The following is a 19,366-nucleotide window of genomic DNA, read 5'->3' as shown; positions in this document are numbered from 1 at the left end:
TACCCGGCCGTCCGCAGCCACCCGCTACTTGCTCAGCGAGACCGATTCCTCGTCGTCGTCTTCGATGGCGGCGGCGAATTGCGCCTGGTAGAGGCGGTAGTAGGCGCCGCGGTGCGCGAGCAGGCGCTCGTGCGTACCGGTCTCGACGATCTTGCCCTTCTCCATGACCACGATCAGGTCGGCATCGCGGATCGTCGAAAGACGGTGTGCGATAACAAAACTCGTGCGGTCCCGGCGCAGCGCGGCCATGGCGTGCTGCACCAGCAGTTCGGTGCGGGTATCGACCGAGCTGGTGGCCTCGTCCAGGATGAGGATGGACGGCTTGGCCAGGAAGGCGCGCGCGATGGTGATGAGCTGCTTCTCACCGGCGCTGACGCCGGAGCCCTCCTCATCGATCATGGTCTCGTAGCCGTTCGGCAGCGCGTGCACGAAGCGGTCCACGTACGCGGCCCGCGCGGCGGCGATGATGTCGTCCTCGGAGGCATTCGGATTGCCGTAGGCGATGTTCTCCCGAATGGTGCCGCCGAAGAGCCAGGTGTCCTGCAGCACCATGCCGATACGAGAACGCAGGCGATCACGCGAGATTCGGGTGATGTCCACCTCGTCGATGGTGATCGCGCCGGAATCCACCTCGTAGAAACGCATGAGCAGATTGACCAGCGTGGTCTTGCCCGCACCGGTCGGCCCGACGATGGCCACCACATGCCCGGGCTCCGCGACCAGCGACAGATCGTCGATGATCGGGGTCTCCGGCTCGTAGCGGAAGGAGACGTTCTCGAACGCCACCCGCCCGCGATCCAGCGGCCGCGAATCCTCGACCTGCGGATCGGGCACCTGCTCATCGGCATCGAGAATCTCGAAGATCCGCTCGGCCGAGGCCACGCCGGACTGCAGCAGGTTGATCATCGAGCCGATCTGGGTGAGCGGCTGGGTGAACCCGCGCGAGTACTGGATGAACGCCTGCACCTCACCGAGGGACAGATTGCCCGACGCCACCCGCAGCCCGCCGACCACGGCGATCAGCACGTAGTTCAGGTTTCCGAGGAACATGATGGCGGGCATGATCAGGCCGGAGATGAACTGCGACTTGAACGAGGCGTTGTAGAGCTTGCCGTTGGTCTCGTCGAAACGCTCGCCGACCTCGCGCACGCGGCCGAAGGCGCTCACCACCTCGTGCCCGGTGAAGGCCTCCTCGACCTGGGCATTGACCTGGCCGGTCAGCTTCCACTGATCCACGAAGTGCGGTTTGGATCGCTTGGCGATCTGCGCGGTGACAATGATCGCCAGCGGCACGGTGAGCAGCGCGATCACCGCCAGCAGCGGCGAGATCCAGAACATCATGATCAGGATGCCGATCACCGACAGCGCCGAGATGAGCAGCTGGCTCATGGTCTGGTTCAGCGACTGCGCCATATTGTCGACGTCATTGGTGACCCGGGAGAGCACGTCTCCACGCGGCGACGAATCGAAATAGCTCAGCGGCAGGCGGTGGATCTTCTCCTCGATCTCATTGCGCAACCGCTTGATGGTCCGGTTGATGACGACGTTCAGCAGGAACGCCTGCAACCAGCCGAATACCGCGGCACTGATGTAGAGCGCCAGCACGATGGACAGCACATGGCCGACGGCCGAGAAGTCCACGCCCGTACCGGGAATCACGTTCATGCTGGCGAGCATGTCGGCGAAGGTGGAGTCGCCGCCCGCGCGCAGCTGCTCGACCGCCTGGTCCTTGCTCATGCCCGCGGGCAGCTGTTTGCCGACCACGCCGTCGAAGATGAGGTTGGTGGCATTACCGAGAATCTGCGGGCCCAGCGTATTGAGCACCACCGAGGCCACGGCCAGCACGAAAACTATGGATAGGTATAGGCGTTCGGGCGCGAGCCGATGCAGCAGGCGCTTGAGCGAGGGGCCGAAGGATTTCGCTTTGGCATCCGGCGCACCGGGATTGACTGCTCCGGGCCTCATCGGACCTCCTCCGCACTGAACTGCGACTCGACAATTTCCTTGTACTCGTTGCAGTCCTGCAGGAGTTGTTCGTGCGTGCCGATGCCCGCCATGGCGCCGTCCTCGAGCACCACGATCTGATCGGCCTCGCGGATGGTCGAAATCCGCTGCGCCACAATGATGACCGCAGCGTCACGGGTTTCCGGGCGCAGCGCGTCCCGCACCCGCACATCGGTGGAGACGTCGAGCGCGGAGAAGCAGTCGTCGAACAGGTAGATGCGCGGCCTGCGCACCACCGCGCGAGCAATGGCCAGCCGCTGTCGCTGACCACCCGAGACCGTCGTACCGCCCTGTGCCACAGGGGTTTCCAGCCCCTGCCCCATTTCCCGGACGAAATCCGCGGCCTGCGCTATCTCCAGCGCGTGCCACAGTTCCTCATCCGTCGCGTCCGGCTTGCCGTAGCGCAGATTCGAGGCGATGGTGCCCGAGAACAGGTAGCCCTTCTGTGGAACCAGGCCGATCTGATCGCGCAGCAGCTCCAGATCGATATTCCGCACGTCGGTGCCGCCCACCAGCACCGCGCCGTCGGTGACATCGATGAGCCGCGGAATCAGATTGATCAGCGTGGTCTTGCCCGCACCGGTCGCACCGACGATCGCGGTGGTGGTGCCGGGCCGCACCTGGAACCGAATCGACCGCAGCACAGCCTTTTCCGCGCCCGGGAACTTGAATTCCGCGAAGGCGAAATCGACCGTGCCCGGATCGCCCTGGAAGGGCTGCGGCCGCAGCGGCGGCTGCACCGAGGACTCGGTGCCCAGCACATCGCCGATGCGCTCGGCCGACACCGCGGCGCGCGGCGCCATCATGGCCAGGAAGGAGGCCATCATGACCGCCGTCAGAATCTGCATGATGTACGCCAGCATCGCGGTCAGCGAACCGATCTGCAGCGTCCCGTCATTGATCTCGTGGCCGCCGAACCAGATCACGCCCACCATGGTCACATTCGAGATGAGCATGACCAGCGGGAACATCATCGCCATATAGCGGCCGACATACAGCGACTGCTCGGTCAGATCCTTGTTGGCGACACCGAAGCGCCAGGTCTCCTGCCGCTCGCGCACGAAGGCGCGCACCACGCGGATACCCGTGATCTGTTCGCGCAGAACGCGGTTCACCGCATCGATGCGCGTCTGCATGCGCCGGAATCCGGGCACCATGCGGGTGATGATGAAACCCATCGCCAGCGCCAGCGCCGGCACCGCGATGAGCAGCAGCCAGGACAGCCCGGCGCCCTCGCGCAGCGCCATCACAATGCCGCCCACGCACATGATCGGGGCCATCACCAGGATGGTCGCGCTCATGAGCACGAGCAGCTGCACCTGCTGCACATCATTGGTGTTGCGGGTGATCAGCGACGGAGCGCCGAACACACCCACCTCACGGGCGGAGAACCCGCCGACCCGGTGCAGCAGACCCGCGCGCATATCGCGGCCCGCGCCCATGGCCGCCTGCGCGCCCAGATAGACCGAGACGGACTGGGCGACGATCTGCACGCCGGTCACGGCGAGCATCATCAGGCCGGTGCTCCAGATGTAGCCGATATCCCCCTTGGTGACGCCGTTGTCGATGATGTCGGCGTTGAGGGTCGGCAGATAGAGCATGGCGATGACCGAGATCAACTGGAGCACGACCACCCCCGCCAGCTGCTTGCGGTAGGGCGCCAGGAAGGTGCGCAGAAGTCGAATCAACATGATGTTGGCAGGTTACCGCCATAGCGGCGGGACGGGCGCGAGCTTTTTCGGCTCGTCCGACATCGCCCAGGTCACATCAGATGTTCGGTTGATCCAGGTCCTGCCACTGGGTGGATACCGGGCCGCCGGTGCCGCGCGAGCGCCGCGTCCAGGCGTCCGGATCGTGCAGCAGCTCGTCCAGGAAGGACGGCAGGAGGTCATTGGCGATATCGGCGACCGTCACCCGCTCGAGCACCGCGCGGATATTCACGCGCAGGCCGATCCAGACCCGCTGCAGCGGTTCCGCGGCGCCGGCGTACTCCACATCCTCGGGACGCTGCCCGCGCACCGAGGCGAGCGGACCCTCCACAGCGCGAATCACATCGGCAATGCTGATCTCGCCGGCCGGGCGGGCCAGGCGGTATCCGCCGTCGGGGCCGCGGCGGCTGGTGACCAGCTTTCCGCGGCGCAGATCCGCCACCACCGACTCGAGCACCTTCGGCGGAATGTCCTGCGCACTCGAGATGGCATCGGCCTTCACCGAATCCGATTGCGCCTTCGCGATTTCCACGAGAGTGCGCACCGCGTAATCAACCTTCGCGGTGATATGCACTGTGCCGCCTCCCCGGAACTTCTGCGCACGGCTCGGGTGCCGTGCACAGTCATGCACGCGTGCCTGCGGTCGTGCCGAACCGATTTCGGGGGTACCCGGCGAGTTACCCGGACCTCACGAAATCAGTCGGCGCCGTCGCAATACGCGGCGAAACCGGGCAATACTATCGCTCCGGATTCAGCACGCCCAGTGCGGCATTCAGCAGGACTCTCTCGATCAGCTCCTCCTGAGCACCGGGCACGCTCTCCTTCGACATCAGCGCCGCGCCCAGGACCTGCATGGCGGCGGCCGCGCGCAGTATTTCCTCATTGCTGGCTCCCGGGCCCGCGAGCCAGGTATTCATGCGGCGGCTCAGCTGGATCAAATCCGGATAGCGATCGCCGAGCGCATTGACTATGGCGACCGTGTCACGCATGCATAGCGTTCCCGCGGCCCGATGACCCAGAATGGAGCGCAGGTGATCGGTCAGCACCGCGCGCACGGTCTGCGGCGAATGCGGAATGTCGTCGAGGCTCTCCACCGTCGAACGCAGGTCGTCGAACATCGGCTCGATTATCGCCACGAGGAGATCGACCTTCGAGGCATAGTGATAGTAGAGCGAGGCTTTTGTGATTCCCACCGCATCGGCAACCTCGCGTAAGCTGCTCTGTTCAAAGCCTTTGCTGGTAAATAACTGAATCGCGGCGTCTCGGATCGCGTCTTTCGTGCTTCTACCTGCGACAACAGTTCCCGCAGCACCTCGGCCCACCATGGGTCCATCCTCTCACCACGCCTCGCAGCGCGAGTCACGCCGATCAAGTCGAGGTTGTTCCTCCGCTTAGTCCCTGGGTAGTCTACCTACCGCACGGTAGGCAGAAGTATGACGTGAAGGCGAGGAGCTGAAAGCTCCCGCGGCAGGGCTGTCTACGCGCTCACACGCACTTGTGGAGTTTCACAACAACCGTCGCCCCGAAACCATCGCCAGGAGAGTCCTCGTGTCCGTTTACCTCTATCGGTGGGGAAAGTTCGCCTTCCGCCGAAAATGGCTCATTATCGGTGTCTGGCTGATCTCGCTGATCCTCATCGGCGGCGTCGGCGGCTCCCTAGCCAAACCCTTCCAGGACAGTTTCACCATGCCCGGGCTGCCCTCCGAGAAGGCGACCGAAATCCTCGACAAGCACTTCCCGGGCGCCTCGAACGATTTCGACCCCAATGCGGTCACCGGCACCTACGTGATCGGCGCACCGGCGGGTGAGAAACTCACCGACCCGAAGAACGCGCAGACACTGCAGGCGTTCGTCGACAAGCTCAACGGGCTCGACATCATCGACAAGTCGGTGCCGGCGGCCGATCCGATCGACCTCACCAAGAAGATCGGCGACGCGTCCAAGATCGACTGCCTCTCGGCCGACCCGGCCGTGCGCAACTCCCCGGACTTCTCCGGGTCCTGCAGTAGCGCACCGCTGAACGTGCTGAACAAGACCGCGCCCGATTCGGTCGCCATGGTCAAGGCGAAGTTCAATATCGCGAAGTTCGCGGATATCACCGCCGACAACCGGACCGCCGCGTACGCCATCGGCGATGATGCGCGCGCAGCCGGGTTCACCGTCGAGATGAGCGGTTCCATCGCGCAGGATCCGGGCGGCTCCTCGGGCAGCTCGGAAATGATCGGCATCGCGGTCGCACTGGTCGTCATGATGGTCGGCTTCGGCGCGGTCGTCGCGGCGTTCGTGCCGATTCTCACCGCGCTCGTCGGTGTGGGCACCGCCATTTCCATCATCATGTTCGGCACCCACTGGCTGACCGTGCCGACCTTCACGCCGGTGCTGGCCTCGATGATCGGCCTGGCGCTGTCCATCGACTACGCCATGTTCATCGTCTCGCGATACAAACATGAACTGACAGTGTCGAATTCGCCGGAAGAGGCGGCGGGCACCGCGGTCGGCACCGCCGGATCCGCGGTCATCTTCGCGGGTCTGACGGTCATCATCGCGCTGGCCGGACTGAGCTTCGTCGGCGTCAGCTTCCTCACCTACATGGGTATTTTCGGTGCTGTCGCGGCCTTCATGGCCGTTCTGGTGGCCATCACGCTGATGCCCGCGCTCATGGGCGCCTTCGGCCGCTTCCTGTTCAAGCCGAAGCTGCCCGGTGTCGCACGCCATGATCCCGAGGACGAGAACTCCGTCACCAACGGCATGCGCTTCGCCAATCTCATCGGCAAGGCGCCGGCCCTGACCCTCGCGATCTCGGTGGTCCTGCTCGGACTGCTGGCCGCACCCGCGGCCGGTATGCAGCTGGGCCTGCCCGGCGGCGATTCCATGCCGAAGGACACCTACCTCTACAAGGCGTACGAACTGCAGACCGCCGGCTTCGGTGAGGGTTCCAACGGCACCCTGATGTTCGCCGTCGATATGAGCAAGACGCCGGCCGATCAGCGCACGGAAGCCCTGAATGCACTGCGCGACAAGGTCGCCCACGCCGACGGCATGGACTACCTGACCGTCGCGCAGACCAGCAAGGACGGCGAGGCCGCGCTCTTCACCGGCGTGCCCAAGGCCGGGCCGAACGACAAGGTCACCAAGGATCTGGTCAAGAACGCCCGCAATGCCGAATCGGAATTCAACAACCGCTACGGCATGGAATACGGCATCACCGGCACGACCGCGATCTACGCCGATGTCTCGGCGGGCCTGCTCAGCAAGATCGTGCCCTACCTGGCGATCGTGGCGGGCGCGGCCTTCCTGCTGCTGGTGCTGGTGTTCCGGTCGATCCTGGTACCGCTGACCGCCGCGCTGGGCTTCCTGCTCTCCATGGCGGCGACCTTCGGCGCGACGGTGCTCATCTTCCAGGAGGGCAAGTTCGGCCTGGTCGATCCGCATCCGCTGGTGTCGTTCCTGCCAATTATGTTGATCGGCTTGGTATTCGGTCTCGCCATGGATTACCAGGTCTTCCTGGTGACCCGCATGCGTGAGGAATACGTCCACGGCAAATCCGCCAAGCAGGCCATGATCAGCGGGTACCACCACGGCGCCCGCGTCGTGACCTCCGCCGCCGTCATCATGATCTCGGTCTTCAGCGCCTTCATGCTGGACCCGAACGTGGTGGCCAAGTCCATGGGCTTCGCCATGGCCGCGGGCGTCCTGCTCGACGCCTTCGTGGTCCGCATGGTCCTGATCCCGTCCCTGCTGGTCCTGCTCGGCAAGTGGGCCTGGTGGATCCCCAAGTGGCTCGACCGCATCCTCCCCGACATCGACGTCGAGGGCACCAAGCTCGCAGCCCTCAAGGGCTCCGCCCCGGTGCTGGACAAGGAACCGGCCGCAGTCTGACCCGCACACCATTCGGCCCCCACTCGATGCGAGTGGGGGCCGAATGCGTTCCGGGTGATTTTCGAGAGTCCGGCCGACTCCAAAGAAAAAGCCCCGCAACAGGTTTCCCTGTTGCGGGGCTTCTCAGCGGTGGCGGAGGGATTTGAACCCTCGGAGGGGGGTTACCCCTCACACGCTTTCGAGGCGTGCTCCTTAGGCCGCTCGGACACGCCACCGCCGGTGACATTACCGGAACACCCGCCCAATCCCGAAATCGGCCGGGGAGGGGGTCAGGGGCGCTGGGTGCGGAAGAAAGTGTCGAGGAGTGCGGCGCAGTCGGATTCGAGGACGCCGCCGCGGACCTGGGGGCGGTGATTGAGACGTCGGTCACGGACCACGTCCCAGAGTGAGCCGACGGCACCGGTTTTCGGTTCCCAGGCGCCGAAGACGAGTTTGCCCACGCGGGACAGGACCAGGGCGCCGGCGCACATGGTGCACGGTTCCAGGGTGACGGCGAGGGTCGCGTGCTCCAGGCGCCAGCCGTCGCCCATGACCTGGGCGGCCGCGCGCAGGGCGAGGACCTCGGCGTGTGCGGTCGGATCGCCGAGGGCCTCGCGGGCATTGGCGGCGCGGGCCAGTTCGCGGCCGGAGCTGTCGAAGACCACCGCGCCGACGGGGACATCGCGGGGGTCGGCGAGCTGTGCGGCCTCGATGGCGGCGCGGATCATCGCCTCATCGGACAGCAGCGCGGAGTCCGCGCCGGAGACCAGGCCGGAGTCTGCCCCGGACAGCGATACGGCGCTACCCGGCCGCGAGGGCCCGGTAGCGCCGGTGGACGCGTTGTGACGGCTCATCCCGGCCGGGATCAGCGTGGGAGTTTGTCGAGCACCGCCGAGAACTCATTGGCGAAGCCGAGTCGCTGGGCGATCATGCCGAGCTGTTCGTCGGGATAGAGGTCGGTTTCGGCCAGGATGACGCTGAGGACCGGTTCGGGGAGGCCGAGGTCGGAGAGAACGCCCAGGTCACCCTCTTCCCAGGGCTCGACGTCGTCGAGATCGTCCGGATCGATATCCGGAATCTCGACGTTCAATTCCTCGAGCACATCGGCGGCGATGTCGTAGTCGACGGCGGCAGTCGCATCCGAGAGGAGGATTCTGCTGCCGGTCGGGCCCGGACGGAGGATGATGAAGAACTCGTCGTCGATATCGAGCAGACCGAAAACGGCGCCGGAAGCTCGCAGCTCACGCAATTCGGCCTCGGCCGCGGACAGACTGGAGAGGGCCTCCGCACTCAGCGGAGTGCATTTCCAGTCGGCTTCTTCGCGGACAACCGCCACTGCGAACCCTTCCACGTCGTCGTACTCATCCGACGCCGCCCTGTTCGTGCTCGAGCGCTGTGCTGCCATGGGCGCAACGGTAGTCCGCTTCGGGGTAAATGTTGAAGTCGTATGCGAATCTGATGGCATGAGCGGCCATTCGCAAACAGCTGTCTGTGTCCTCGGCGCCGGGTTGATCGGCGGATCGGTGCTGCGCGCCGCCGCCGCGGCCGGTTACGACGTGTGGGGGTACAACCGGTCGGAGGCGGGCGCGAAGGCCGCCCGGGCCGACGACTTCGATGTGACCAGCGCTATCGAACCGGTGCTGCGGCGTGCCGCCGAGACCGACGCGCTCATCGTGGTGGGGGTGCCCATGCCCGCGCTGGACACCATCCTGTCGGATGTGAAGTCCTTCGCGCCGGACTGCGCGCTCACCGATGTGGTGAGTGTGAAGGCTCCGGTCGCGGAAGCCGTGCGACGGCACGAGCTGGCCGGGCGGTACGTGGGCGGGCATCCGATGGCGGGGACCAGCGAGTCCGGTTGGGCCGCATCCACTCCCGACCTGTTCCAGCGGGCCGCCTGGGCGGTGAGCGTGGATCCGGGCACCCACGCGAGCGCCTGGGAGCGGGTGGCGCGGCTGGCGCTGGACTGCGGATCCGTGGTGGTGCCCGTGCTCAGCGCGGAACACGACCGGGCGGTCGCGCGCATCTCGCATCTGCCGCACGTGTTCGCGGAGGCCCTCGCCATCCAGGGTGGCGGCGGCGGACCGCTGGCGCTCGGCCTGGCGGCGGGCTCCTTCCGCGACGGCACCCGCGTCGCCGCCACCGCACCCGACCTGGTCCGCGCCATCTGCGACCCCAATTCGGCCGCCCTGCTGGAGGTCCTGGAAGACGCCCTGCGCGTCCTCGAGGGCGCCCGCGACACCCTCCGAACCGGTGGCACCATCGGCCGGCTCGCCGATGCGGGCCACGACGCCCGAGTCGACTTCGACGACAACGAGCGCTGGGCCATCACCGAAATCCGCCCCGGAGACCAGGATTGGCTCGCCCGGCTCGCCGACGCCGGCCGCCGTGGCGGAGTAATCGAATCCCTCGCCTGACCGACCCCGTCATCCCGTGCCCCACCCCGTCATCCCGGTGCGTTTGTGGCTGGAATGAACACCGGGCGCTGATCAGCCCGTCGCGGTGGATCCCGGCCACAAACGCGCCGGGTGACACGGTTGATCAGATGCGTTCGGCGAGGCCCGGGTAATCGAGGAGGAAGCCGTCGTCGTCGACCGTGACGGTGGCGGTGGAGACCGGTGAGAGGACGTGGATGCCGTCGGCTCCGCTGCTGTAGGTGACGCTGGCCTCCTGCACGAGCAGGTCGGGGAGGCGGACGTAGACGACCGGAACGGTGACGTCCCCGCTGGCGTGCGCCAGGCCGTAGCGGCGGATGGGCAGGGTGTTGAAGAAGGGGCTCAGCACCACGTCGACGTCGAGGGCGCCGCCGAAGGTGGAGCGCACGTGGGTGCCGCCGGCGTCGATCAGCCAGTAGTTCTCTTCGTCCCGGGCAATGGAGGCATGCCGTTCGCCGGTGGCCAGGGTGCTGCGCAGCGACAGCCGCCGCGTCACCCCGTTCTCATCGGTGACCAGGTCGTATGACGCGCTGAATGCCGGATGATCCGCGCACTCGCCGGCAATGATGCGCCCCGCCGCGCGAATCCGATTGCCGCTGAGCACCACCCGCGCCGACTCCATGCGCGACGAATTGTGCGCACGCCAGGTCAGTATCGACGGCCACTTCGACACCGCCGGTCTAGAGTCCTCGCTCCCACTCTCCGTCACGCTATAACCGTACGTGCAGCGCGTTCCGGCCCCGCGACCCACGCGGCCACGCGCCCGCAACTGCGCGGGCAGGCACCAGCCGACGCGCCTCCGGGGCGATGTCATCACAGTGCCCGGGTCATCAGGCATCCGATCCTCACCGCCCTGCGCTGCCACCTTCTTGCTGGTCGGCGACCTCGTCGCGCGGTCACCGCCCAGGTGCTCACCGCGATCTTCGCGTGAGCAGTTCCGTTGCGGGCGGAAGCACTGTGGGCCGCGCGGGCCGCTTGCAGGTTTATCGGCGTGTCGCGGGCGTGATTGCCCGGTCGGCGGGGCTCAGCGTGCTAGCTCGCCGGTTATGCCCGGTGTTGAACGTGGGTGGGTTCGCGGGACTCGAGTAACGTAGTCGCGGGTGTTTGGGGAACTCGTGGTTGAAAGGAATCGGTGTGACTGGCGCGCGGATGGTCGGGCTGTTCGCCGGGATCGGCGGGCTGGAGCTCGGACTTTCGGCGCACGGGTGGCGCAGCGAATTGCTGTGTGAGATCGATGCGGGCGCGCAGGGGGTGCTGGCGGCGCACTTTCCCGATGTCGAATTGCATTCGGATGTGAAGCGCTTGCGGTCACTGCCCTCGGGGACGGAGTTGGTGGCGGCCGGATTCCCGTGCCAGGACCTGTCGCAGGCGGGCCGGACAGCCGGAATCACCGGGGCCCGTTCAGGTTTGGTGGACGAGGTGTTCCGGCTGGTGCGGCGCAAACGCGGCCCCCGCTGGCTGCTGATGGAGAACGTGCCGTTCATGCTGCAGCTCGGCGGCGGGGCGGCCATGCGGCACATTACGAGCGCGCTGGAGGAGCTCGGCTACCTGTGGGCATACCGGGTGGTCGACGCGCAGGCGTTCGGGCTGCCGCAGCGCCGCCAGCGGGTGCTCATGCTGGCCTCGCGCACCGAGGATCCGCGACCGGTGCTGTTCGGCGCCGATGCCGGACCGCGCACGGTCGGCGATCCCGATCATGATCCGTGCGGCTTCTACTGGACCGAGGGCACCCGCGGCCTGGGCTGGGCGGTGAACGCGGTGCCGACCGTGAAGGGCGGTTCGGCCCTGGGCATCGCCAGTCCCCCGGCGGTGCGCCTGCCCTCCGGTGAGATCGTCACGCCCGGCATCACCGATGCCGAACGCCTGCAGGGCTTCGACCGGGATTGGACCACACCGGCTCTCGACGTTCCGGGTGTGCGGCCGGGCCATCGCTGGAAGCTGGTCGGCAATGCGGTGAGCGTGCGCATGGCTTCCTGGGTCGGCGGCCGCCTCGCCGAGGCCGTCGACGACCCCTTCGAGGAGGGCGAACCGCACACCCGGCGCGCCTGGCCCGCCGCCGCCTGGGGCCGCGACGGTGTGGTCTATCGAGTTCCGGTGTCCACCTGGCCCGTTCACGCGCCGTACGAGGATCTGCGCTGGTTCCTCGATGACGTCCGCCTGCTGTCCGCCCGCGCCACCGCCGGATTCCTGCGCCGCACCAGCATGGGCACACTGCGCTTTCCGCCGGGCTTCCTCGAGGATATGGAGAACCACCTCGACCGCATGGGCGGCTTTCCGCGCGAGGCCGCCTGACGCCCTCCCACCGGAGCCCCTGAAGTTACTCCCCACCGGGGGCAATGCCCGTTCGCGAACACGGTGGTAAGCCGTAAAGGTGAACTCCTCCGCCCAGCGCCCCGCCACCGATGCGGCGACCAGTGCCCGGATGGCGAAGCAGCGCAGGGTGAATACCGCGCCGGAATTGGCGCTGCGCCGGGAATTGCACAGGCGGGGTGCGCGGTTCTTCATTGACAGGGCGCCCCTGCCGAAGCTGCGCAGGCGGGCCGACATCGTTTTTCCGCGGCGGAAGGTGGCGGTGTACGTGGACGGGTGTTTCTGGCACAGCTGCCCCGAACACGCCACATCGCCGAAGAACAATGCGCAGTGGTGGGCGGAGAAATTGGCCGGGAATGTGGCACGGGATCGGGATACCGATGCGCGGTTGGCGCAGGCGGGATGGACGGTGGTGCGGGTCTGGGAGCACGAATCGCCCGATTCGGCTGCCGACCTGGTGATGCGAAGTTTGATGCGGACGGCGTGAGGATCGACCGAGCTGATGCGCGACAATGGACTGATCACCGGACCGTCCGACCAGTCCGGACAGCTGCACTGCGAGAGCGAGCGAGGCCGGCGAAAGCGAGTACGGCGATGATGCCAACACAGCAGCACCAGGCGGAAGCGACTCCGGACGAGTCGCCGCCCACGCCGCGCTGGAAGCGGATTCTCCGCTGGTTGATCGCCCTCCTGATCGCCCTCGCGGGGCTCGGCTACTCCTCCTGGGTGCTGGAGTTCCTCCTACCCATCCCCAGCGATCCGACCAATACCTTCCTGAGTCAGCTCGCCGAGAAGGGCGCACCGTTCCGCTGGGTGTTCACCACCGGCGATACCGTATCGGGCACCATGCTGGCGGTGGCCGGCATCAGCGGGCTGCTGTTGTTCTCGCGCCGCCGGTATTCGAACATCGGCTGGATAGCGCTCATGTGCTTCGGCATCTCGACCATCGCGGACGCGCAATTCTCGCTCTCGCAACCGGATCCGAACAAGCACGTGTATTCCGATACCGGGCTCTTCCCGCAGTTGCATCAGATCCACGCGCTCACCAGCACGCTGGCGGTGTTCTCGATCTATATCGCGATGGTGGCGTTCAGTGTGGCGGCGTTCAAATACCGGCGCTGGCCGATCCTGCGGCATACCGGGCTGTGGATTCTGATCGTCGGCGCGGTGGTGACGGCGTGGATGATGATCGCCGACAATCTGCCCGGTAATTACGGTCTCGGGATCGCGCAGCGCATCCAGGTGGGCGCCATGTCGCTGTGGCTGATCGTGCTCGCGGTGCAAATCGTTCTGGCCGAACGCGATCGCGGCACCGCTAGGTAGGGTCGAGAGGTGACCAGCGACGCACCGGAACTCACCGCGATCCCCACGCAGCTCGACACTGTCGCCGCCGCGACCACGCGCCTGCTCGGCGCCGTCTCCGCCCTGCACGACGCCGATGTGGTGGAGCCCTCGCTGCTGCCCGGCTGGACCCGCGGCCATGTGCTGGCACATCTGTCGCGCAATGCCGACAGTCTCGTCAATCTGCTGCTGTGGGCCCGCACCGGCATCGAAACCCCGCAGTACGCAAGCACGTTCCTGCGTGACGCCGATATCGAGGCGGGTGCGCCGCGCGCGCTGCACGAGCAGCTGGAGGATCTCACCGCCGCCTCCGAACGCTGGCTGGCGCTGGCCCGGGTGATGCCGGAGGAGAGCTGGCAGGCCGTCGTCCGCAATCGCCAGGGCGGCGAGATGACCGCCTCCCGCGTGCTGTGGATGCGCCTGGTGGAGGTGGAGATTCACCATGTGGATCTGAATACCGGTTACACCCCGGCGGATTGGAGCAGCGACTTCGTGGATCGCCTGCTGCCCCAGGCCGTTGCCGATCTCGCCGCCAAGGAGCAGGGCTCCGGTTTCACCGTCACGGCCACCGACACCGGCTGGTCCGGCGCGGTCGGCACTGCGGCCGCCGCCATCACCGGCCCGGCCGCCGCCCTCGCCGCCTGGCTCGTCGGCCGCTCCGCGGGCGCCGATCTCACCGACGATCTCCCGGATCTCGCCGACTGGAAGTGAGCGGCGGATTCGCCTGAAACACAAAGCCTGTCCGCATCGCGCGGACGGGCTTTCTTCTTATGCCGACCCCGATCGGCGGAAATAAGAACCGAGTTACGGTGTTGTCGAACACAATTGCCCCGGATACGAATAACGGGACCCGGACTTGATTCGGCGACCGCGATCGGATAGAACTTGATCGTTGTCATTCGCAACGCGAAACGTTCTGCACGCCAACTAATTTGAGCGTGCGGCGGGGGTTAAGGAAAAAATCATGCGCAAGACCATGTCCAATTTCGGTCGCAAGGCTCTCATTGCGGCATTGCCGCTCGCCGTCGCCGCGACCTTCGCGAGCGCGGGAACGGCTTCCGCCACCGCCCCCGACCTCGCCCCGCAGTCGGCCTCCGTCGTACAGATGGCCGTGACTCCGGACGCCCCGATCGCGATTCAGCCCGCGGCCGCCATCGCCCAGCCCGCCGCACCTGATGTGGCCCAGCCCGTCACGGCCGAGGCCGTACAGCCCGTGAGCGCTCCGGGTCCGCAGAACATCGCCACCAATCCCGATGCGGCCAACCACGATCCGCTGGCCAACGGTGCGGCCCTGGGCGGAATCATCGGCGGCGTGACCGGAGCCGTCGTCTGCGCCGTCACCATTATCGGCATTCCCCTCATCCCGCTCTGCGCCGTCGGCCCCGCGCTCCAGCTGGCCCTGGTCGGCATGCTCGTCGGCGCGCTGGCCCCGCAGGTCATTCCGCAGGTTCTGCCCTGATCCCTCGGGGATGAAGTACGCCGAGGCCTGATCGAGCCGGGGACGCCCGGCTCGCTGCGGGTCGGGGACGCCCGACTCGCAGCCTGGCCGATAACGCCAGAAACCCCTCCGCACCGCGGAGGGGTTTCTGTCTTTGTGTGCGCCCGAAGGGATTCGAACCCCTAACCTTCTGATCCGTAGTCAGATGCTCTATCCGTTGAGCTACGGGCGCATGGTTATTCATTTATAGATACAGCATTTTACCCAGCAAGCTGGGGTGTTGCAGCCCGGTGAACCGGGCTTGGCGGAGGCGAGAGGATTTGAACCTCCGGTCCCCGTGAAGGGACAACTCATTAGCAGTGAGTCCCATTCGGCCGCTCTGGCACGCCTCCTGGAGCCTTCTCTTACGAGGGCGCCGGTCCTTTCGAACCGCCGGGATGAAAGATTACACAGCAGTCGACCATTAGACAAAACGGCTGGTCAACGTAGGTGACTGTCGAACCAATCGAAGATCCGGGTGCGCGCGTCGAGGGTGAAGGCGTCATCGAGGTCGGCCGGTTCGAAGCCGGGGTGGTCGGGGCGGTGGTGCAGCCCCGGGTAGCTGACCACCAGGGTGGCGACGACGGCGCGGGCCGCGGCGTCGCGCAGGCGGTCGATGTGATCGGGCGGAGTGCGCGGATCGTCCGCACCGAACAGGCCCAGCCACGGCGCCTTCAGATCGGGGGCGGCGGCGATGAGCGCGACAGCCTGTGGGGTGAGCGCGGTTTCGATGCCGGGCGCGGCCACGCTGACCGCCGCACCGATCCGGCGATCGGCGGCCACCAGGGCCGCCGCGGTGCCCGCGGAGTCGAAGCCGAGCACGCCGACGCAGTCGCGGAAGACGCCGCGGCCGGTCAGCCAGTCGAAACAGGCGTCGAAGTCTTCGAAAAGATCCGCGCCGAACACTTTGTCGGGAACCACGCCGTTGGCCCGGTGGAACAGGTCGGGGGCGACAACGGTCCAGCCGTCGTCGGCCAGTGACCGCATGAGTTCCAGCAGTGGGTCGGTGAATTCGCGTGATTCGTGCAACACCACGATGCCGCCGCGTGCGTGACCGTCCGGTTCGATCACTATGAGAGGAACCTTTGTCTTCTCGTGCACAGGCGCAAGATCTCGGAAAATGCCCGCCATGCAGCCAGAGTAGTTGCGCAAGGTAACTTCGGGATTAATGTTTGCGGGAGCCCGCCGCCCCGGAGATTTTCCGGGTTCGGCACCACCGGACGGGCTCGACGAGCCGGGACATAGGCTGGAGCTGTGAGCGCGCACATCCGTCCGGACCTCGATGTCATCCCGGCCTACGTGGCCGGCCGCACCCAGGCCGGCGTGGTGAAGCTGGCCAGTAACGAGACCACGTTCCCGCCGCTGCCGTCGGTGGCCAAGGCGATTGCCGAGGCCGCGGAGCAGGTGAACCGGTATCCGGATAATTCGGCGCTCGAATTGCGCACCGCCATCGCGGAATTCCACGGTGTCGAGGTGGCGAATGTGGCGGCCGGGTGCGGCAGTGTCGCGATCTGCCAGGAGCTGGTGCAGATCACCTGCCTGGCGCCCACCGACGAGGTGCTTTTCGCCTGGCGCTCGTTCGAGGCGTACCCGATCGTCGCCCAGGTGGCCGGGGCCAAGGCCGTGCAGGTGCCGCTGGACGGCGAGTACACCCACGATCTGGACGCGCTGGCCGCGGCGGTGACGCCGAATACCCGCGTGGTCATCGTCTGCAATCCGAACAATCCGACCGGTACCGCGCTCGGGGCGGCGGCCGTCACCCGCTTCCTGGATGCCGTGCCCGCGGACGTCCTGGTGGTGCTGGACGAGGCCTACTACGAGTACATGCGCCTCGACGATCAGCCGAACGGTGTGGAGCTGGGCCGCGACCGCCCGAATGTGCTTGTGCTGCGCACCTTCTCGAAGGCGTACGGGCTGGCCGGACTGCGCGTCGGTTATGCGGTGGGCGCGCCGGAGGTCATCACCGCCCTCATGAAGGTGCACATCCCGTTCAGCGTGAACCGGGTGGCGCAGGCGGCGGCCATCGCCTCCCTGGAGGCGCGGCACGAACTGCTCGAGCGCACGGACGCCGTTGTGGCCGAACGTGATCGCATGCGGGCGGCGCTGCTCGCGGCGGGTTACCGGGTGCCGGTCAGCTCCTCGAACTTCCTCTGGCTGCCGCTGGGCGCGCGCAGCGCCGAGTACGGCCAGGCGAGCGCCGAGGCGGGCGTGCTCATCCGCCCCTACGGCGCCGACGGCGTGCGGGTCACCGCGGGCGACCCGCACGAGAACGATCTGTTCCTGAGCTTCGCCACCGCACCGGAGACCGTCGCCCGCTTCCTGGGCTGAGCCTTCCGGGGTTGAGCGCCTTCCCGGGTTGAGCGCCTTCCCGGGTTGAGCCACAGTCGATTTCGAGCAGGCCGCGCCTCAGCCGATGCCGAGGCCGTCGGCCAGGGTCTGCCAGGAGCGCGGTAATTCGTCGGCCCAGTAGGGCCACGAGTGCGTTCCGGTGAGGCGCAGGTCCACGGTGGCCGGGATCCCGAGCTGACCGAGACGGTCGACGAGCTGATGGGTGCACATATTCGCCCCGGCCTCGAGCGGTCCGCCGAACAGGATGGCGGTGCGGGCGTCCGGATTTCCGGGACCGTCGTGCTCACCGGGGACGCCACTGCCCGCGGACAGGTAGATGGCCTTGCCGCGCAACGCTTCCGCGTGATCGACCACATCGTGTTCGGCCCACTGCGGATTGTCGGACGGCCCGAACATATTGTCCGGATCACCGCCGAAGGTGCCGACCACCGCGCGCGCCTGGGCCTGACCGAAGTCGGAACTCATTGCGTAGCAGCCGCTGTGCGCCCCGATCGCCCGGTAGAGGTCCGGATGACGCACCGCGAGCATCATCGCGCCCTCAGCGCCCATGGAGACGCCCGTAAGGCCGTTCATGCCATTGCCTTCGAAGCGCGCGTCGAGCAGCGGCGGCAGTTCCCGCGTGAGGAAGGTTTCCCAGCGGTTGGTGCCGAGCTTGGGATCGGCGTGCAGCCAGTCGGTGTAGTAGCTGGCAGGCCCGCCGAGGGTGAAGACCACATTCACGTTCTTGTCGGCGAAGAAGTTCAGTGCGCCGCCTTTGACGGCCCAGTTGTTCACATCGGGTGCGGCGCTGCGGCCGTCGAGCATGTACAGGGTGGGGCGGGGGGTGTCGCGCTTGGCGGGCACCAGCACCTGCACGTCCACAATGCGTCCCATGGCGGGTGAGGTGACCGAGACGCGCAGCAGGCGGTCACCCACATTCTCGATCTGCGCGATGGCCGCGTGCATCGGATGCACGGGATCGACCGCGGGCGGCGGCTCTTCATTGGAGCCGGAGTCGACCGGCGGTTGCGCGAGGGCGAGCGAAGGTGTCAGTACCGCCGCACCGGCGAACAGTGCGGCGCTGGCGAAGGCGCCGGCAAGGCGACGCCGTACTCGACGGCGGCGATCCACAGCACGATCCTGCCAGAAGGCGGCAGCGACGAGGTGACCCTCCGCGCGAGTCTCCGCCAACGGTGAGTCGCGCCACACTCGAGGGGAAAGCCCTGCTTACAGCGGTGGGCACCGGCTCGAAAGCCGGTGCCCACCTCTGGTTTTCCAGCGGAAGCGGAGGGATTTGAACCCCCGGTCGCTTTCACGACGTCCGCTTTCAAGGCGGATGCATTCGGCCGCTCTGCCACGCTTCCAGGGGACTGATGGTAGCGGATGTGCTCGCCGGGGCTAGTCGGAGCGTTGATCGGACGCGAGGTTGACCAGTTCCATGGCGGCCGCCACCGCGGCGAGTTGCTGCGGTGTGAACAGCTCGACGAAGTAGCGGCGGACGGCGGCGACGTGACCGGGCGCGGCGGCCCGCAGCCGGCGCATGCCCTCATCGGTGAGCTGGGCGAGCACGCCGCGGCCGTCGTCCTCGGCGGGTATCCGCCGGACCACGCGCTGACCTTCGAGGCGGCGGATCTGATGGGTGAGGCGGCTGCGGGAGGAGAACACGCCGTCGGCGAGATCGCTCATGCGCAGGGACCGGCCGGGCGCCTCGGAGAGTTTCACGAGAATGCGATAGTCCGCGAAAGAGAGTGCGCTGTCGCGCTGCAATTGCCGGTTGAGGTCGGCCATCAGGCGCTGGGAGCCGTCCATATAGGCCCGCCATGCGCGTTGCTGCTGCGGGGTGAGCCATTTCGGTTCGAGCGCCGCGCGGCCCTCGGTGTCGACTGCCACGGGCTCATTGTATTGGC

18 protein-coding genes and 4 tRNA genes are annotated in these 19,366 nt (G+C 66.9%); 8 read left to right on the top strand and 14 right to left on the bottom strand.

Annotation, left to right across the window (positions count from 1 at the left end; all coding sequences use genetic code 11):
- Positions 1–24 precede the first annotated feature (24 nt).
- The 4 genes from OG326_RS03395 to OG326_RS03380 all read right to left on the bottom strand — a co-directional run bounded on the left by OG326_RS03395 (position 25) and on the right by OG326_RS03380 (position 5,038).
- Positions 25–1,965 carry an ABC transporter ATP-binding protein gene (locus OG326_RS03395; RefSeq protein ID WP_327143166.1) on the bottom strand — a complete coding sequence of 647 codons (1,941 nt, stop codon included), beginning with the start codon at positions 1,963–1,965 and terminating at the stop codon, positions 25–27.
- On the bottom strand, positions 1,962–3,695 hold the full coding sequence (locus OG326_RS03390; RefSeq protein ID WP_327143165.1) for an ABC transporter ATP-binding protein: 1,734 nt from the start codon (positions 3,693–3,695) through the stop codon (positions 1,962–1,964). The genes OG326_RS03395 and OG326_RS03390 overlap by 4 nt, the downstream gene beginning before the upstream one ends.
- Positions 3,696–3,771: 76 nt before the next feature.
- Complete coding sequence (locus OG326_RS03385) at positions 3,772–4,287, bottom strand: RrF2 family transcriptional regulator (RefSeq protein ID WP_327143164.1); 516 nt, start codon at positions 4,285–4,287, stop codon at positions 3,772–3,774.
- Between the two features lie 163 nt (positions 4,288–4,450).
- Positions 4,451–5,038, bottom strand: coding sequence for a TetR/AcrR family transcriptional regulator (locus OG326_RS03380; protein ID WP_327143163.1), 588 nt, complete (start codon positions 5,036–5,038; stop codon positions 4,451–4,453).
- Between the two features lie 223 nt (positions 5,039–5,261).
- Here OG326_RS03380 and OG326_RS03375 point away from each other — a divergent pair, with 223 nt between their 5' ends.
- Positions 5,262–7,592 (top strand): MMPL family transporter, encoded by a 2,331-nt coding sequence (locus OG326_RS03375; RefSeq protein ID WP_327143162.1) that lies wholly within the window; start codon positions 5,262–5,264, stop codon positions 7,590–7,592.
- 127 nt (positions 7,593–7,719) lie between these two features.
- On the opposite strand, the gene OG326_RS03370 is transcribed toward OG326_RS03375, so the two are convergent.
- The 3 genes from OG326_RS03370 to OG326_RS03360 form a co-directional block, all read right to left on the bottom strand.
- Positions 7,720–7,807, bottom strand: a tRNA-Ser gene (locus OG326_RS03370).
- A 54-nt stretch (positions 7,808–7,861) separates the two neighbouring features.
- The gene (locus tag OG326_RS03365) at positions 7,862–8,299 is read right to left on the bottom strand and encodes a nucleoside deaminase (RefSeq protein WP_442790999.1); all 438 of its coding nucleotides are present in this window, start codon (positions 8,297–8,299) and stop codon (positions 7,862–7,864) included.
- Positions 8,300–8,436: 137 nt separating this feature from the next.
- Positions 8,437–8,976 carry a tRNA adenosine deaminase-associated protein gene (locus OG326_RS03360; RefSeq protein ID WP_297609877.1) on the bottom strand — a complete coding sequence of 180 codons (540 nt, stop codon included), beginning with the start codon at positions 8,974–8,976 and terminating at the stop codon, positions 8,437–8,439.
- A gap of 58 nt (positions 8,977–9,034) precedes the next feature.
- On the opposite strand from OG326_RS03360, the gene OG326_RS03355 reads away from it, so the two are divergent.
- Positions 9,035–9,985: a prephenate dehydrogenase gene (locus OG326_RS03355; protein WP_327143161.1), complete on the top strand. Its 951-nt coding sequence runs from the start codon at positions 9,035–9,037 to the stop codon at positions 9,983–9,985.
- A gap of 124 nt (positions 9,986–10,109) precedes the next feature.
- Here OG326_RS03355 and OG326_RS03350 read toward each other — a convergent pair whose 3' ends face one another.
- A complete protein-coding gene (locus OG326_RS03350; protein ID WP_327143160.1) occupies positions 10,110–10,676 on the bottom strand; it encodes a putative glycolipid-binding domain-containing protein in 567 nt (188 codons plus the stop codon).
- A 461-nt stretch (positions 10,677–11,137) separates the two neighbouring features.
- Here OG326_RS03350 and OG326_RS03345 point away from each other — a divergent pair, with 461 nt between their 5' ends.
- The 5 genes from OG326_RS03345 to OG326_RS03325 all read left to right on the top strand — a co-directional run bounded on the left by OG326_RS03345 (position 11,138) and on the right by OG326_RS03325 (position 15,113).
- Positions 11,138–12,295 (top strand): DNA cytosine methyltransferase, encoded by a 1,158-nt coding sequence (locus OG326_RS03345; RefSeq protein WP_327143159.1) that lies wholly within the window; start codon positions 11,138–11,140, stop codon positions 12,293–12,295.
- Between the two features lie 79 nt (positions 12,296–12,374).
- Complete coding sequence (locus tag OG326_RS03340; protein WP_327143158.1) at positions 12,375–12,800, top strand: very short patch repair endonuclease; 426 nt, start codon at positions 12,375–12,377, stop codon at positions 12,798–12,800.
- Between the two features lie 107 nt (positions 12,801–12,907).
- On the top strand, positions 12,908–13,636 hold the full coding sequence (locus tag OG326_RS03335; protein WP_327143157.1) for a DUF998 domain-containing protein: 729 nt from the start codon (positions 12,908–12,910) through the stop codon (positions 13,634–13,636).
- Positions 13,637–13,645: 9 nt separating this feature from the next.
- On the top strand, positions 13,646–14,365 hold the full coding sequence (locus OG326_RS03330; RefSeq protein ID WP_327143156.1) for a maleylpyruvate isomerase family mycothiol-dependent enzyme: 720 nt from the start codon (positions 13,646–13,648) through the stop codon (positions 14,363–14,365).
- Between the two features lie 253 nt (positions 14,366–14,618).
- The gene (locus OG326_RS03325; protein ID WP_327143155.1) at positions 14,619–15,113 is read left to right on the top strand and encodes a hypothetical protein; all 495 of its coding nucleotides are present in this window, start codon (positions 14,619–14,621) and stop codon (positions 15,111–15,113) included.
- A 138-nt stretch (positions 15,114–15,251) separates the two neighbouring features.
- Here OG326_RS03325 and OG326_RS03320 read toward each other — a convergent pair.
- From OG326_RS03320 to OG326_RS03310, 3 genes are all read right to left on the bottom strand, one after another.
- Positions 15,252–15,324 (bottom strand) — tRNA-Arg (locus OG326_RS03320).
- Between the two features lie 70 nt (positions 15,325–15,394).
- Positions 15,395–15,484 (bottom strand) — tRNA-Ser (locus OG326_RS03315).
- An 88-nt stretch (positions 15,485–15,572) separates the two neighbouring features.
- Positions 15,573–16,262, bottom strand: coding sequence for a dienelactone hydrolase family protein (locus OG326_RS03310; RefSeq protein WP_327143154.1), 690 nt, complete (start codon positions 16,260–16,262; stop codon positions 15,573–15,575).
- Positions 16,263–16,385: 123 nt separating this feature from the next.
- Between OG326_RS03310 and hisC the strand changes: the two genes are divergently transcribed.
- Entirely contained in the window at positions 16,386–17,459 is a 1,074-nt protein-coding gene (gene hisC / locus OG326_RS03305; RefSeq protein ID WP_327143153.1) for a histidinol-phosphate transaminase, read from the top strand.
- Positions 17,460–17,537: 78 nt separating this feature from the next.
- On the opposite strand, the gene OG326_RS03300 is transcribed toward hisC, so the two are convergent.
- From OG326_RS03300 to OG326_RS03290, 3 genes are all read right to left on the bottom strand, one after another.
- Entirely contained in the window at positions 17,538–18,590 is a 1,053-nt protein-coding gene (locus tag OG326_RS03300; protein WP_327143152.1) for an alpha/beta hydrolase, read from the bottom strand.
- A gap of 148 nt (positions 18,591–18,738) precedes the next feature.
- Positions 18,739–18,823: transfer RNA gene (locus tag OG326_RS03295), tRNA-Ser, on the bottom strand.
- 34 nt (positions 18,824–18,857) lie between these two features.
- A complete protein-coding gene (locus tag OG326_RS03290) occupies positions 18,858–19,268 on the bottom strand; it encodes a MarR family winged helix-turn-helix transcriptional regulator (protein ID WP_327146349.1) in 411 nt (136 codons plus the stop codon).
- Positions 19,269–19,366 lie beyond the last annotated feature (98 nt).

It is taken from the genome of Nocardia sp. NBC_01327, assembly GCF_035958815.1.
Lineage (GTDB): Bacteria > Actinomycetota > Actinomycetes > Mycobacteriales > Mycobacteriaceae > Nocardia.
The sequence above is the reverse complement of the archived record's forward strand: the minus strand, read 5'-3'. Positions and strand labels throughout refer to the sequence as shown.